General features: G+C 47.8%; 13 protein-coding genes. All 13 read right to left on the bottom strand.

Features of this window, described 5'->3' with window-relative positions; genetic code table 11:
- Positions 1–17 precede the first annotated feature (17 nt).
- A complete protein-coding gene (locus EHN13_RS14290) occupies positions 18–1,433 on the bottom strand; it encodes a mannose-1-phosphate guanylyltransferase/mannose-6-phosphate isomerase (RefSeq protein WP_061067686.1) in 1,416 nt (471 codons plus the stop codon).
- Positions 1,434–1,814: 381 nt separating this feature from the next.
- Positions 1,815–2,705, bottom strand: a complete 891-nt coding sequence (galF, locus tag EHN13_RS14285; RefSeq protein ID WP_061067685.1) for a GalU regulator GalF — start codon at positions 2,703–2,705, stop codon at positions 1,815–1,817.
- Between the two features lie 165 nt (positions 2,706–2,870).
- Positions 2,871–4,259, bottom strand: a complete 1,389-nt coding sequence (gene wcaM / locus EHN13_RS14280) for a colanic acid biosynthesis protein WcaM (RefSeq protein ID WP_124021620.1) — start codon at positions 4,257–4,259, stop codon at positions 2,871–2,873.
- A gap of 11 nt (positions 4,260–4,270) precedes the next feature.
- Positions 4,271–5,491, bottom strand: a complete 1,221-nt coding sequence (wcaL, locus tag EHN13_RS14275; protein WP_124021619.1) for a colanic acid biosynthesis glycosyltransferase WcaL — start codon at positions 5,489–5,491, stop codon at positions 4,271–4,273.
- Entirely contained in the window at positions 5,488–6,768 is a 1,281-nt protein-coding gene (gene wcaK, locus EHN13_RS14270) for a colanic acid biosynthesis pyruvyl transferase WcaK (protein WP_124021694.1), read from the bottom strand. Before wcaK ends, wcaL begins: the two co-directional genes overlap by 4 nt.
- A 63-nt stretch (positions 6,769–6,831) precedes the next feature.
- Positions 6,832–8,310: an MOP flippase family protein gene (locus EHN13_RS14265; protein WP_101741474.1), complete on the bottom strand. Its 1,479-nt coding sequence runs from the start codon at positions 8,308–8,310 to the stop codon at positions 6,832–6,834.
- A gap of 1 nt (position 8,311) precedes the next feature.
- Positions 8,312–9,706 carry an undecaprenyl-phosphate glucose phosphotransferase gene (gene wcaJ / locus EHN13_RS14260; RefSeq protein WP_061067681.1) on the bottom strand — a complete coding sequence of 465 codons (1,395 nt, stop codon included), beginning with the start codon at positions 9,704–9,706 and terminating at the stop codon, positions 8,312–8,314.
- Between the two features lie 295 nt (positions 9,707–10,001).
- The gene (gene cpsB, locus EHN13_RS14255; protein ID WP_124021618.1) at positions 10,002–11,444 is read right to left on the bottom strand and encodes a mannose-1-phosphate guanyltransferase; all 1,443 of its coding nucleotides are present in this window, start codon (positions 11,442–11,444) and stop codon (positions 10,002–10,004) included.
- 3 nt (positions 11,445–11,447) lie between these two features.
- Positions 11,448–12,671 (bottom strand): WcaI family glycosyltransferase, encoded by a 1,224-nt coding sequence (locus EHN13_RS14250; RefSeq protein ID WP_124021617.1) that lies wholly within the window; start codon positions 12,669–12,671, stop codon positions 11,448–11,450.
- Positions 12,668–13,147, bottom strand: coding sequence for a GDP-mannose mannosyl hydrolase (locus tag EHN13_RS14245; RefSeq protein ID WP_124021616.1), 480 nt, complete (start codon positions 13,145–13,147; stop codon positions 12,668–12,670). Before EHN13_RS14245 ends, EHN13_RS14250 begins: the two co-directional genes overlap by 4 nt.
- On the bottom strand, positions 13,147–14,115 hold the full coding sequence (gene fcl, locus EHN13_RS14240; protein WP_115602422.1) for a GDP-L-fucose synthase: 969 nt from the start codon (positions 14,113–14,115) through the stop codon (positions 13,147–13,149). The genes EHN13_RS14245 and fcl overlap by 1 nt, the downstream gene beginning before the upstream one ends.
- Before the next feature lie 5 nt (positions 14,116–14,120).
- Positions 14,121–15,242, bottom strand: coding sequence for a GDP-mannose 4,6-dehydratase (gene gmd / locus EHN13_RS14235; RefSeq protein WP_124021615.1), 1,122 nt, complete (start codon positions 15,240–15,242; stop codon positions 14,121–14,123).
- A gap of 24 nt (positions 15,243–15,266) precedes the next feature.
- Positions 15,267–15,821: a colanic acid biosynthesis acetyltransferase WcaF gene (gene wcaF / locus EHN13_RS14230; protein ID WP_061067676.1), complete on the bottom strand. Its 555-nt coding sequence runs from the start codon at positions 15,819–15,821 to the stop codon at positions 15,267–15,269.
- Between the last annotated feature and the right edge of the window lie 3 nt (positions 15,822–15,824).

The following is a 15,824-nucleotide window of genomic DNA, read 5'->3' as shown; positions in this document are numbered from 1 at the left end:
TCTTTATACCTTCAAAATTAGCAACGACCATACTGGTCTTTAATACGAATAATGTCATCATCCCCTAAATAGGAGCCGGATTGGATCTCAAGCAGTTCCAATGGAATCTTGCCTGGGTTTTCCAGTCGATGTTGTGCTCCGATGGGAATAAAGGTTGATTGGTTTTCAGTCAGCAGGAATTTTTGATCTTTAATCGTTACTTCACCCGTGCCTGAAAGCACAACCCAGTGTTCGGTCCGGTGATGATGCATCTGCATCGAAAATGCTGCCCCCGGTTTAACGGTGATCCGATTTACATTAAAACGCTCGGTCTGTACCACCACATCGCATCGCCCCCACGGACGGTATATTTCCCGGTGACGCTTATATTCACTGCGATGATTAGCTTTAAGATACTCAACAACTTTCTTAACATCCTGCACCTGATCTTTATCAACGACCAGTACGGCATCTTTTGTATTAATGATCACCAGATTATCGACACCGATAGCGGCAACCAATTTTTCATCAGTGTTGATATAGCAGTTATTTGCGTTGTGCATGAAGGTATCACCCGTCAGGACATTACCTTTTTTATCTTTAGGGCTCACTTCCCATAGTGCCGACCAGGAACCCACGTCACTCCAGTCTGCATCAAGCCCAACGACGACAGCGTCTGTCGTTTTCTCCATGACCGCGTAGTCAACAGACTCATCCGGACAAGCGATAAACAGATCGCGATCAATCTTGATAAACTCATCGCTATCTTTGCAACCGCGGATTGCCGCCTTGCAGGACTCAAGAATATCGGGTCTGAATTTTTCCAGTTCTTCAAGATATTTCTTGGCCCGGAACATGAACATTCCGCTGTTCCAGTAATATTCACCAGACGCTAAATAACTTTCCGCGGTTTCTTTGTTCGGTTTCTCCACGAAACGGCTAACCTGGTAAGCGATATTCTCACCAAGAACTTCTTCCTTACCGCGGTGAATATAGCCATAACCTGTTTCTGCACCGGTTGGTACAATCCCAAATGTGACAAGGCGCCCCTGCATGGCAAATTTAAATGCTGACTTTACCGCCTGGTGAAATGCCGGTTTATTGTTAATGATGTGATCTGCGGCTAATACCAGAAGAATTGGGTCATCGCCATTCTCTATTGCGCTTAATGCTGCCAGCGCTATTGCTGGCGCAGTATTGCGGCCAACGGGTTCAAGAATGATATTATGCGAGAGCTTGTTAATTTGTCTTAGTTGCTCAGCAACAAGAAATCTGTGTTCCTGATTGCAAATGACTACCGGTTCCCGTGCATCGACATCATCCAGACGGAGCACTGTTTCTTGCAGCATTGAACGCTGTCCATACAAACGAAGAAACTGTTTTGGGTAGAGCTCGCGCGACATCGGCCATAAACGACTACCGGTACCACCGGCCATTATCACAGGAAGTAACATCTTGGGTCCTTAAATATCAATGCGTTATACTAAACCAACGAAAAAGTTTCATCGTCGCTCAATGACAAATGGGCACGCTACCGCACTGGCTCTACAGCTACCAGGGCACTGCTCATTTTATGTTGGGCAAACAAATTGCTGATAACCCTCAACGAATAAGGGATATCTCAACCGAATATTCTCTTATTTATTCACTGTGTAGACAAGAAAAATGTCCTACGGCGGACCGGTAATTTCTTACCGATCTACCTTTTTTAGTATTTGAAATTTATAAAAAAACATTTATAGCAGCATTCTGCGGGTATCAGACAAATCATGACTCTTTACATATACTGCTACGATACTCGGTTCAAATCACAGGCAACGAGGGTAGCAATGGCACTAGCTCAGCAGTTTTAAAATTTGATCCCTGAACTTCGGCCCTTCTTTCAGGTTGCGCAGTCCGTACTTCACAAATGCCTGCATGTAGCCCATTTTCTTACCACAATCGTAGCTATCGCCGGTCATCAACATGGCATCAACAGACTGTTTTTTCGCCAGTTCAGCGATAGCATCCGTAAGCTGAATACGCCCCCACGCACCAGGTTGCGTACGCTCAATTTCTGCCCAAATATCAGCAGAAAGCACATAGCGCCCTACGGCCATCAGGTCCGAATCAAGGGTTTGCGGCTGGTCGGGTTTTTCAATGAATTCAACGATGCGGCTGACCTTACCTTCGTTGTCTAAAGGCTCTTTGGTCTGAATAACGGAATACTCGGAAAGATCGCCAGCCATACGTTTTGCCAGCACCTGACTACGCCCGGTCTCATTAAAGCGGGCCACCATTGCGGCCAGGTTGTAGCGCAGCGGATCCGCACTCGCCGTATCCAGAACGACGTCAGGTAAGACCACCACAAAAGGGTTGTCCCCTATTATCGGGCGTGCACAAAGAATAGAGTGGCCCAGGCCGAGTAATTGTGCCTGACGGACGTTCATGATAGTCACACCGGGAGGGCAGATGGACTGCACTTCGGCCAGTAACTGGCGTTTAACACGCTGTTCAAGCAGCGATTCAAGTTCATAAGAGGTGTCGAAGTGGTTCTCAACCGCGTTCTTAGACGCATGTGTTACCAGAACGATTTCTTTGATACCTGCAGCTACAATCTCGTCGACAATGTATTGAATCATCGGCTTATCAACGATCGGTAGCATTTCTTTTGGAATGGCCTTTGTGGCAGGCAACATGTGCATCCCGAGGCCCGCTACCGGAATAACTGCTTTCAAATTAATCATTAAGTCATTCACCTATTCAATAGTTGCTGAATTATAGCTTTTTAGCTTGTTTTAGCCAGTATGAATTACATTGCTCAGTTAGGACGCATGTTACGCCGCTTATCGGCAGAATGCAGTAATCATAATCTTAGCCGGGTAGATTTTTAGCCAGGAATGGTCGTAAAATTACCGGCCCGGTAGTCGAAAATTCACTGCCGTGACATTCACAACCTGGTGGTTTACGTTGTCAATATCAACCGAGCTTTGCCCAGCTTCATTAACTGCATGAATGTTGTTCAGCGAGAGCAAGGTCTCCTGTTTGGCCATAAACTTACCGCGTACATCTTTGCGCAGATCAAAGTGCATTTTCAGCGCTGGCCCGATGGTAGATTTCTGCATCACCTTGATATTTCGCAAGAAAAGATGCTGAGGTTTGTTGTGCAGCTCCAGCGTCGCGCGCTTCATCTCCACGTTGGTAATGGCCACAAATGAAGTTGCATTACCTGAGGAAATCTGAATACCACGTAATTTATAATCGAGATGTGTGTTATCCAGTTGAATATTATTTAACTTAAAGTTTTGTGGGATGGACAAATATCGTCCTTTGATCACACCGTACCCAATCAACATCCCTGCGCTATTTTTCATATTGATATTATCGATAACGAAATTATCACATCCATAAATAGCGACTGTAGCATTGTCGATACCCGCTTTCTTGCTGAAATTCGGGGTGATATTTCGCGCGGTAATATTACGAATGATAAAATGTTTGCCGTTCTCGACATGGACTAACTGCCGACAATCCGAGCCCGTTATATTGGCTACCACAAATCTTTTCACCGCCAGTTCGTCTGGATAGGTGTTGTCGTATGTACTACCTGCCAGCCCAATACCGATACCCCAGTTAACATTTCCGTTCGTACAATTGATGCGTTCTATAACATGGTCTGAAATCACGATGTCACTGTCGTTTATCGCGACATTCCACTCGATGGCGTCACCCTGTAAATCACTAAAGCGGCTGTTGGTTATCCGTACCCCATCCATCTGGTTATGAAACCCCTGTCGCAGGATCCCGTAATTCGCATCAGCGACGGTAATGTCGTCAATGGTGAGGTTACGCATCGCTCGCGGCGTTTTCCCCCCGATATAAATTTGTGCCACAGGGGCGAAACCGCTCATGGCTATGCCTTTTATCACACAGTCGGATCCCCGAACATCAAGGGTAATATTTCGCAAGCGCCCCCCCTGCTCCCCTGTCACGCGACAGCCATCCTGCAGAATAAAGCGCCCACGACTGCTGCTACTGACCCCGCCTTGCAGATGCAACGTTTTACCAGGCGGGATCCCGATCGCGGTATTGATATTCCTGCACTCCAGACCAGCAGGCACGACAACGGTTTGCGCCTCTGAAAACGCCTGCCTGAAGGAAGCCACCCAATCCTGTGGATTGTAATCCTGAATGTTGACGCTGCCCGGTGATTCAAGCGCCCGGGCAACGGGAGAATGCAGTACGACAAGCGCAGAGCCTGCCGTCAGAAAAGTACGTCGGGAGAGTTTTTTCTCTGGCATACAACCTCGATTTACATCGTTTGCAGCAGACTGGCTAGCTGTTTGTTGATCGCAAGCTGGTTAAATTCAGCGGCTATTTTTTCGCGGGCGCACGCCACCACCGGCTTCACTTGCTCACTGTCTAGCACGCTGACCGTCGCTAATCGCTCCGCCAGGGCCTGAGCATCATTCTCTGGTGTCAGCCAACCGGACCTTCCAGATTCCACCAGCTCAGGGATCCCACTGTGCACAGTAGAGACGACCGGTATCCCTACGGCCATGGCCTCCATCAACGCCACCGGGATCCCTTCCATGTCACCATCAATTCCCGTGACGGAGGGCAACAGGAAGACATCCGCCTGCTCAAGCATCTCTTTGACCTGATGGCTGGGTTTAAATCCTGACATTTCAATCACGTCATCCAGTTGATATTGCTCGATAAGCGTACGTAATCGACGCTCCCAAGGGCCAATTCCCAGAATGCGATAACGAAATGAGATACCCCGCTCTTTCAACTGGCGGCACGCTTCGATAGCGACATGCAGCCCTTTTTTCTCGGTTAACCGTGCAACGGAGAGAATTTCTAGCGGCGTGCCCGGCGCTTTCACCTCACGGGGTGTAAAACGCGTCATATCAATCCCCATACGCGATACCGCTATTTTATGCGGTGGGCATCCCATATTCCGCAAACGTCCGGCCCAGAGATTGCTGATGGGCAACATCAAATCACCGCGCTGAAACAGCTTCTGATATTCGGGGGTATAGCGGGAAAGGATGTCCCGATGTGAAACGTCAATACCATGGAAGACAGTGGCTATTTTGCCGCGGAGCACGCCGAGTTCACGTAGTTTGGCCGCCGTTACGCCAGCGGATCCAAAGTGCGCAATAAAGACATCGGCCTGGAATGCTCGTGGGGTTAGCGCACAGATGGACGCTAAAATCAGATTACGCGCCTCATCGCCATAGCGTGGAACATTGAGCGCTTTCCAGGTCGCTGTTCGGGTGATGCCTTGTAAAATCGTCGTAGTGCGATATTTCAGCTTTGCCAACCTGCCAGCCGGTTCTTTCAATAACCATCGTGTTTTTTCGCCCAGGCGGTAGTCAATATAGGATGCATGGGTGTTATCAAGATCGCCCTGATATAACGCGATAATTTCAACATCATGCCCCATATCGATAAACGCGGTGATCTGATTCAGCACAAAGGTTTCAGAGGACAGCGGAAATTTAAGCAGGAAAAAGCTGACTTTCATTTCCCCTCCTGAATACGCGTTAATACCGATTGCACCATACGCCTACCGTGTTCACGTTCACGCTTAACCGCCTCCGCCACCCTGACGTTAAGTTCAGCGAGCCGTCCCAGGTTATCGGCAACCTTGCCTTCAAGACTACCATCCAGCAGATGGCGGATATCAACCGCCATTTCCGCTAACCCCAGTTGCTGCATAATTCCCGCCGATTTGTGCTCATAATTAATGGCTATCGCCGGCGTCATAAAGTTCATCGAGATAATGGCAGAGTGCAGGCGTGTGCCCACCGTCAGGTCACATGCGCCTAATATTTTTCCCATTTCGAGATCGTTTAGTTCATCCATGACCACGTGATAACGGGCCGGATCGTTAACGTACTGACGCAGGTTCAGTGCAACCATGCGATCATCTTTGTTGTAACTATCAATACCGGTACAGGTTGAGAGCGCCATCACCTGGTAACCTTCATCAAGGATCCGATTAACCACGCCGGCAAAGGCTTGCTCATAGGCCTGTTGTGTGGTTCCAAGACGCTTATCAAACGGCGCCAGTTCACGTAATGTAATGGCGACAGTCTTCTGCTTTGCAGCCGTTTGTAGCCAGTGCTGTACGGCATAACCCGGGTCAAAGTCATCGTGATGGTTGTCTACCAGCCAGGCGGTATCCACACCCGACTCGACTTTCTCTGTCGTTATTTCACTGCGTTTCATCAGTTCCAGGCTGACCGATTCACGTAAAATTAACGCATTGCAGTGCCCAAAAACGTAGTTCGCCAACTGATTGAACTGTGCATCCTGAAATGGCCCTACGCTGTGACCAATCATGTACAGCGGTTTTTTAGCCATAAACGAACACAAGGCATGTTCAAACTGCGTCACGCCATACAGATCGACAAAAAACGATCCGCCAACCTGGATAATGGCGTCATAACGCGACAACAAGCGGACAAAGTCAGTAAACCCCTGAGCGATAGCGATATTGCGCAGATTCCCGGAATCGGTGACGCGCGAGAGCAGCACCTGATGCTGATAGCGACGACGCAGCACTTTCTTTACGCGGCCCATAACGCCTGCAGCATTGTTATGCTGCTTCATCTGTGAATACAGTGGATCGCCCATCACCGGTCGGTTTAGTAACCAGGAGGAACTCACCGGGTAGCGGCTCATCACATCCACTTCAGTCTCTGGCTGGAGCGTATTAATGGCATCCAGCAAACCGCGCAAAATGGCGCTGTCCCCGCGATTACCGCAGGTGTGGTTGCCCAGAATCAGTAATTTCATCATGACCTCTTAAAATCAGTGCGGATGACGGTTTTCCCGTCTCCGGACGACAACAAACGCAATTCACCCTGCGCGGAACAAGGCTTTCATTTTTTCACCACGGCAGAACTGGCGTTTGATTTCCACCACCAGCGGATGACGCGACAGCACAATCATCACGACAAACACCAGCGCGCCAGCGGTTATCTGTAGGCTCAGCAACGCACTTAACGGCAATTTATTTTGCAATGTCATTCCCAGCGCGTAGCTCACCACCAGCGTGGGTAAAGAGAGATAGAACGGTAGCCACAGGCTGAGCATGTACTGCCGATAGCTCGGTCCCAGTACCGGTTTGATCATCACGAAATAGCTCAGGATGGTGTTTATGACCTGTACCAGTAAAAAGCCCAGCGTGACGCCAATCACACCCGCCATATTTCCGCCAACCAGGATGGCGGGGATAAACAAAAAGGTTTTGAAAATATTGAATTTGAAGCTGATATCAACCCGTGCTTTGGCCATCAGCAGTGAGCCTATCGGATTACCGACTGAGCGCAGCAGACCCACAATGCACAGCAGTTGCAGCACCGGAACAATACTGTTCCACTTTTCGCCAAACACCAGCGGTACGACGTTATTTGATACCACCATCAGTCCCAGTAGGGCCGGGAAATTGATAATGCCGACAACAGATAACAGCTTGTAAAAATTGACCCGTAGTTTTTCGGTATCGTCCTGAATTTTGGCAAACGCAGGAAACAGTACTCGGGTAATTATCGGATTCAGTTTGATTGGCGGTACAACTGCCACGTTCCAGGCAAGATTGAAGCCTCCTGCCACGCCAGCACCCAGGGTTCTGGCCAGCACCAGCGTCGAAAGGTTGGTATTCACATAATTGATAATGCTGTCCGCCGTCAGCCACGCCCCAAAGCGCAGATTTTGCGACACGGATGAAAGTGAAAAACATAGCCCTGGTCGATATATTTTGCGACCAAAATAGCCAAATAGCAGTGTACGTAGCGTACTATTCACCAGATACCCAACAATGGCAGTCATAGCGATCGGCCAAAAATGCGCGCTAACCACGGTAAAAGTAAAACCGGCCAGTACTGAACTGGTTTCAATCATGCCAATTTTGTTGAAGGCCAGTTCTTTTTGCATCAGCGCACGGAACTGCTGCCCATGCGGGATCACCACAAACGCCAGCGCTAAGGTTTTAATCAGTGGCACCAGCTCAGGGTTATTAAGTGCATTGGCAATTGTTTCGCTGAGCGCAAACATAGCAATACATACGACTATCCCCAGCCCAACGTTTAACCAGTACAAGGTGGTTAGTTCAAGATAACCTATCTCTTTGCGCTGAATAATCGAGTTGGCGATGCCAAAATCAGACAGCGTATCGGCCAGCGCTATAATCACCAGCGACACGGTTAATAACCCGAACTGATGATTATCAATAATCCGTGCCATCACCGTCATCTGAATGAGCCCCAGACCGATGATGATTACCGTAGCAATGGCTGACCATTTGGCACCGTTGAGAGTTTTTTCTCGTAAACTCATATTAATATGCCGCTTTATTGACGAAGCCTTTAAACACCGTCAGAAAAACGATTTTAATATCGAACCACACGCTCCATTCGCGAATGTATTCGAGGTCAAACTCTACGCGTTTTTCCATTTTTTCCAGCGTATCGGTTTCACCACGCCAGCCGTTGATTTGCGCCCAGCCGGTAATGCCTGGCTTCACCTTATGGCGCAACATGTACCCTTCTATCAACTGGCGATACTGTTCGTTATGCGCCACCGCATGTGGACGCGGCCCGACAATAGACATCCCGCCTGTCAGCACATTTATAAACTGTGGTAATTCATCCAGAGACGTCCGCCGCAGGAAGTTACCCACGCGAGTCACTCGCGGATCGTTCTGCGTGGCCTGGGTAACCACCGTATCGTTTTCCATTACCTTCATGGAACGAAACTTCCAGACTTTGATCGGTTTCCCGTCCATCCCATAACGGGTCTGACGAAAAATTACCGGCCCCTTTGAGGTCAGCTTTACCATCAGCGCAATGGCGCATAGCACAGGAGAAATAAGCAGCAGGATTAGCGATGCCAGCACAATATCCTCCGCGCGCTTCAGCAGACGATTAATGCCTGAAAGCGGTGTGTCATACAGCGGTACCACAGGAACACCGTTCATTTCTTCAATCCGCGAGTGCAGAATATTGAAGGTAAAGACATCAGGAATCAGGAGCACTGAACAGGTGGTATCAGCCAGTTCGCGTACCAGTTTTTTTACCCGCGCTCCATCGCTCATCGACATAGCGATATAGACGTTATGAATGCGTGAAGCTTTGGCATCATCCACAAGTTGCTGCAGATTTCCCGCCCAATCCCGGGCGTTTTTCCCCGGTATGGGGTCGTGATAAACACCCGCGACCTCAAACCCCAACCACGGCTCATGGCGAAAGCTGTCCAGCAGCACCTGTCCGGCAGGAAGGTCCCCTGCTACCGCTACCCGACGCGTGTTATAACCACGATTTCGCAACCATCCCGCCCCGTAGCGAATAAACGCACGGCATAGCACCAGGCCAATACTTGAAAGCAGATACCATGCCAGCCATAGAGCAAACCGGTTATCAAAATCGTTATTAAAGGTAATCAGACCCGCGCAAAAAATCAGACTCAGCGTCCAGTTTTGCAGCAGCAGCACCAACTCAGTTGAAATTTTTACCCCGCGCCAGGAGCGGTAAAAATCCGTTATCCCGCCCAGCATCTGAAAAACGACCAGCGTGATTAACGCGACCAGCAGGTGCATATACAGGAAAGGCAAACCGCTCAGTTCGCAGACTATCCATAATCCACCAAACATGATGGTGATATCTGAAAAGCGTTGCACCATCGATATTAACGACGCATTGGTTTTGGCTCGTTCGCGCTTTTTTAGATGTGTCATCGTGGTTCCTGTTAGTCACCACTTGCCCTTATCGGGCAAGGGAAATACCAGCATTACTGATTTAGCAATGCCAGGAGAGTGCGCGTTCGCACGTTCAGGCGTACATCACCAACTGACCCGTAACAAATATCACAAGTAGTAACGCGGATTATTTGGCTCATGTTATCTCCTTCTTCAGGCAACAGTTAGCTCGGGCCTGATTGCCTAAATAAATAAGTAACAAAGTCCAGATTCTGTTATCTTTATTTCATAAAAGTTCGCAGAGAGTCAGTTAACAGAAATGAATAATAGATTTCTATATATGCTCATGATGTGTGCCAAATCTTACAATATCATCTTCTTCAAGGTAGACTCCTGAACGAACTTCAATCATCTCCAGCGGAACCTTTCCTGGGTTTTCAAGACAATGAATAGTACCCTGAGGAATATACACTGATTGATTTTCACTTAATAATTGGACCTCATCACAGATCGTGACCTTTGCCGTTCCCGCAACAATAATCCAGTGTTCAGCGCGATGATGGTGCATACGTAATGCAAAGCCCTGCCCGGGTTTTACGGTTATCCTTTTAACCTGATAACGATCACCTTCATCAATAGAATCATATTTTCCCCAGGGTCTAAAAACCTCACGGTGAATATGATGTTCCGAGCGACCATCCGCCTGAATTTGCGCAACGATTTTTTTTACATCTTGTACATCCGTTTTATTTGCGATTAATACTGCATCTTTAGTTTGGACGACAATCAGATCTTTTACGCCGACGGTTGCTACCAATCCCGACTCGGCGTAGACATAACTGTTCTCTGTATTATGGTCAATGACATCGCCATGATAAACATTGCCCTCGTCGTTACGATCGCTGATTTCCCAAAGTGATGACCATGACCCCACATCGCTCCAGCCAACGTTCATCGGCAGGACTACGGCATCCGTGGTTTTCTCCATCACGGCATAGTCGATCGATTCCTCTGGGCAAGCCTGGAAATCGTCCCGACTGACACGGATAAAATCATTGTCCAGTTCAGCGTTATCCATCGCTAACAAGCAGGCCTGTAGAATATCCGGGCGATATTTTTCAAGCTCTTCAAGATAGCGTCGGGCCTGGAATAAAAACATACCGCTATTCCAGTAATATTCACCAGCAGAAATATATTTTTCGGCTGTTTCAAGGTCAGGTTTTTCCACAAAAGCATCAACATTGAAAGCAACAGAATCAACTTGAATCTGGGTACTACTGACTTCACCGCGTCGAATATAACCGTACCCTGTTTCCGGTGCATCCGGGACGATACCAAATGTTACCAGCTTGCCATTTTCGGCTAACGGAATGGCTGAGGTCACTGCATCGTGGAAGAATTTATTTTCTTCGATAATATGATCAGCTGCCAGGACCAGCAACAACGGGTTATGATCGGAATTATTGTTACATGCTGCGATTGCTGCCAGCGCGATTGCTGGTGCGGTATTCCTGGCTTGTGGCTCAAGAATAATATTCCCCGTTAGCTTATCGATTTCTTGCAATTGTTCAGCAACAATAAATCGATGCTTTTCATTACATATTACCAGCGGTGGTGAACAATCCAATCCATCAAGGCGACAAATTGTCGATTGCAACATTGTATTTTTCCCATCCAGACACAAGAACTGCTTTGGATATAATGTTCTGGATAATGGCCACAAACGGCTACCGGACCCACCTGCAATAATTACCGGATGAATGTTATTCTGACTCATAAGTCAACCCTTCAAATGATTAATAAATTGATTTAAGACATTATCTTTTTCAAGTGCAGACTCTGCATAGGAACGTGCAATCATATTGTATTCAGGCATAGTGATTGCATCTGTAATTCCGGCCACAAGCATCTCAACTGATTCTGGCTCAATACAGATAGCAATACCGGGATGTTTCTGGCAAAGCTGCCCCAGTTCGGTGTGGATCTCTGCTGTAATCACGGAATTTCCCCCGACCGCCAATATGTTCGTTAACTTAGAAGGAAGGACCGCATCTGCAGCGCCACGTCTTTGGATGACTAAATGGCAATCTGCCAACCTTAATAACGCTGGCAACATTTCGTATGGTTGCAAGGGATAGAACTTAACATTCGTTAGGGCTCGTTCCTTGACCATTTGTTCCATCCTGGATTTCCCCCCTCCCTGACCCACAATAACGTATATCCATGGTTTATCCTGAGTCTGGCTTGCAGCCTCAACGATATTTTCAACGCCTTGTTTCTCACCAATATTGCCGGAATACAGAATAATTTTTTTATCGGTTGGCAAATCAAACTGCTGACGAATTTGCTCTATATCAGCACTATCCACCTTGCTAAATCTTTCCACTTCGGACCAGTTCGGGAAAAAGATAAGTTTTTCTGCAGCAACGCCTTTCTCCTGCGCTTTTTGCATCATAGAGCGGGAGATCGTGGAAACATTATCCACATTCAACAAACTGCTACGCTCAAATGCTTTGGCTATTCGCGCAATCATTGTGGAATTTCCGGTTGCCGCCAATCCCAGCCCCAACATCGCATCAACTTCATAATCCTGAATATGCAGCACGGTGCGAGAGCCAGACAGTTTTGCCAGCAAACGCATCCCTGGTGTACAGAATAGCGTGGGTATCACGCCGATAATGTATTCAGGCTTCCACCGATACTGAGCCAATAGGGGAAAAAGACTGCTCAGGGCAAAACTGCCCAAATGTAACAACCGCTTTAACGTTGAAGGTTGAGTTGGTACATATAATGGACAGCGCCAGACAGTGGTGATACCAACTTCCCGACGATAGCGCCAGGAAGAATAAGGTTCGCCGACTTGCCACTGCGGATAATAAGGGGGTGCCGTGACCACCCGAACCTCATGCCCCTGGCTCGCCATCCACTCCACCATCTCTCCCGTGTATTTACCAATTCCGGTCAATTCGGGAGAGTAATTGATGCCATAAACCAGAATTCTCATATCCCGGGCACCCGATCTTTCATCGCCGGGTAGAAATATGCCTGCGTATTCTTATGCACATTCCCATCGGCAATCAGCTCATCTGTTTTAGCCCAACGCCAGGTATCATGCTGTTTTGACGGCAACATTGATGTACTGGTATTAATCTTCAGTCGAAAACCCAGCACCACATAATGCGTTGAAAATGAAGAACCAGAAAAATTGTCCTCATAAAAGTGCTGCCAGACACCAAAAAACTGACCGTGTGTTATGGGAAACTGCTGACCTAATTCTTCTTCCGTTAAACGCATAAATGCTTGTTCCAGCGTTTCATCTTTTAATACTCTGCCGCCGGGCACAAACCAATATCCTTGAGCAGGCCTGTTAGTTCTTTTCCCAACTAAAAACTCCCCAAACTCATTCTCAATGATAAAATCCAGAGAGATCAGCGGCGTCGTGCGCACCGCATTAGCGAAGTCTTCATTATTGAGAAACATTACTCACCCCGATACCGCTGCTGATTATCAAGGAACCAGCGATAAGTATTAACCAACCCCTGTTCAAGTCCTATTTCATGATGCCAACCGAGTCTTCTCAGGCGACTGACATCGAGCAGTTTTCGTGGTGTCCCATCAGGTTTAGAAGCATCAAAAATAATATCACCGCGAAAACCAACAACTTTTGCAATGGCGTCGGATAGTTCACGAATAGTGCAATCTTCACCCGTGCCTACATTGACATGAGAAAGCATTGGCTCTGTATTTTCCTGCCAAACCTCATTGTCTAACTCCATCACATGGATGCTTGCTGCCGCCATATCATCGACATGCAAAAATTCACGCATGGGTTTTCCACTACCCCAAACCTCAACATACTTGTCATCCCGTTGGGTGGCTTCATGAAAACGACGCAATAGCGCAGGGATCACATGGGAATTATCTTTATGGAAATTGTCGTTAGGTCCATACAGGTTCGTCGGCATCACTGAACGGTAATCCCGGCGATGCTGCCGGTTATAGGACTCACACAGTTTTATTCCTGCAATTTTAGCGATGGCATAGGGCTCATTTGTCGGCTCCAGTGATCCCTGCAACAACTCGCTCTCTTTGATTGGTTGCTGCGCAAACTTAGGATAAATACATGATGAGCCTAAAAATAATAACTTCCCGACATTTGAATTATGAGCCGCATGAAGGATATTACTTTCCATCATCATGTTTTCATAAATGAAATCAGATGGATAATTATTATTAGCCATAATCCCGCCAACTTTTGCCGCGGCAAGATAAACCTGGTCAATATTTTCACTGGTAAAAAAATCATTAACCGCCGTTGTGTCTAATAAATTGAGCTGTTCACGGTTACGGATGATTAACTCGACATCTTCACGTTGTGCAAGTTGTCGGTAAATAGCAGAGCCCACCATTCCCCGATGTCCCGCAATATAAACACGTTTCTTCTTCATCATCATTAGCTCTCCAGTGCAATAACAACATCGTAACCATGGGACTTCAGCAGTGAATGTTTCTTCGCTGCTTCCAGATCGTGAGCAACCATTTCAGAAACCATCTGGCGCAATGTGATCTCCGGTTTCCAGCCCAGTTTTTCGTGTGCCTTTGTCGGATCGCCCAACAGCGTTTCAACCTCTGCAGGACGGAAATAGCGCGGGTCGACGGCGATCATCACATCCCCCGGTTTCACCCCTGGCGCATCATGCCCAGTCACCGAAACCACAATGCCTTTTTCATTCACGCCCTCACCTTCAAAGCGCAGCTTAATACCGAGTTGGGCAGCAGCCATTTCCACAAACTGACGGACGGAATACTGCACGCCAGTGGCGATCACGAAATCTTCCGGCTGTTCCTGCTGCAGCATCATCCACTGCATCCTGACGTAGTCTTTGGCATGTCCCCAGTCACGCAACGAATCCATATTGCCGAGGTACAGACAGGACTCCAGCCCCTGGGCGATGTTGGCAATTGCACGGGTAATTTTGCGTGTGACGAAGGTTTCGCCACGACGCGGAGATTCATGGTTAAACAGAATGCCGTTACAGGCATATATGCCATAAGATTCACGGTAATTGACGGTGATCCAGTAGGCATACAGTTTGGCGACAGCATAGGGCGATCGCGGATAGAACGGCGTCGTTTCTTTCTGTGGGATCTCCTGAACCAGACCGTACAGTTCAGAGGTGGAGGCCTGATAGAAACGGGTTTTCTTTTCCAGACCCAGGAAGCGAATCGCTTCCAGCAAACGCAGCGTGCCGATCCCATCAACATCAGCAGTATATTCTGGCGAATCAAACGACACCGCCACGTGGCTCATTGCGCCCAGGTTATAGACTTCATCCGGCTGAATCTCTTTCAAAATGCGGGTCAGATTAGAGGAGTCCGTCAAATCACCATAATGCAGATGGAATTTGGGATTACCCGCATGTGGATCCTGGTAAATATGGTCTACCCGTTCGGTATTAAATGACGAGGCCCGGCGCTTAATACCATGAACTTCATAACCTTTTTCCAGCAGAAACTCTGCCAGGTAAGAACCATCCTGCCCGGTTACGCCAGTAATGAGAGCAACTTTTGACATGTTATTACCTCTTAAAATTTCCCTTCAGGGAGTAACGTTCTCGACGCGTTTACGCGTAACTACTGCGGGGTTACCCCGACATATGGCATTGGCCGGCAACGATTTAAAAACGCTGCTACGTGCACCCACGACGGTGCCGTCGCCTATCGTCACGCCAGGCGCGACAAAAACATCTGTCGCCAGCCAGCATTTCTCGCCAATCACAATTGGCGTGGCACTAATATCAAAGTGTTGGCTGGCATAATCATGACTTCCGGTGCATAAATAGCTTTTCTGCGAAATAACCGTATGAGCCCCAATCGTAATATTACCCAGCGTATATAAAACCGCGTCATCCCCTACCCAGGCGTAATCACCCAGTGTTAATTTCCACGGATAAGTAATTTTTACTGAAGGCCGAATAACTACGTTTTTTCCTATTTTTGCGCCAAATATCCTTAATAAAAAAACACGCCAGCGGTACATCACCTGTGGTGACCAGTGAAATAATGTTGCTTGTACCGCCCACCATAATTGCACTTTAATTGCACCACCGCCGCGAAAACCTTTCGGCACCGCGAAGCCGTTTAAATCCTGCATAGT

Source organism: Citrobacter youngae, from assembly GCF_003818115.1.
GTDB classification, from domain to species: Bacteria; Pseudomonadota; Gammaproteobacteria; order Enterobacterales; family Enterobacteriaceae; genus Citrobacter; species Citrobacter youngae.
The sequence above is the reverse complement of the archived record's forward strand: the minus strand, read 5'-3'. Positions and strand labels throughout refer to the sequence as shown.